Origin of the sequence: Pseudoalteromonas sp. BMB, from assembly GCF_001709235.1 — a bacterium.
Taxonomy (GTDB): Bacteria; Pseudomonadota; Gammaproteobacteria; order Enterobacterales; family Alteromonadaceae; genus Pseudoalteromonas; species Pseudoalteromonas maricaloris.
This window is the reverse complement of record NZ_MBQA01000063.1, coordinates 1-292: the sequence shown is the minus strand read 5'-3', so window position 1 is coordinate 292 and position 292 is coordinate 1. Positions and strand designations below refer to the sequence as shown.

The window sequence follows — 292 nt, the reverse complement described above, 5'->3', positions numbered from 1 at the left end:
TGATGGAACAACTTATTTTTTTTCATGATCATACTATGATTGTATTAACGATTATCACTATTTTAGTAGGGTATATGCTTTTTAATTCTATTTTTATTAAAAGATTTAATCGTCGAGTGTTTGAAGGGCAAGAGTTGGAAAGAATTTGGACTATGTTACCTGCTGTTTTTCTTTTGTTCATTGCTCTCCCTTCTTTAAGGTTATTATATATGATGGAGGAGATGGATGATCCTGATATTACTATTAAGGCTGTAGGGCGTCAGTGGTATTGAGTTTATGAATATGCTGATTT

General features: G+C 31.5%; 1 protein-coding gene. It reads left to right on the top strand.

What is annotated here, in order from left to right:
• Positions 1–272, top strand: a 272-nt coding sequence (locus BB427_RS05060) for a cytochrome c oxidase subunit II transmembrane domain-containing protein (RefSeq protein WP_069019150.1), incomplete at its 5' end; no start/stop codon positions are given.
• Between the last annotated feature and the right edge of the window lie 20 nt (positions 273–292).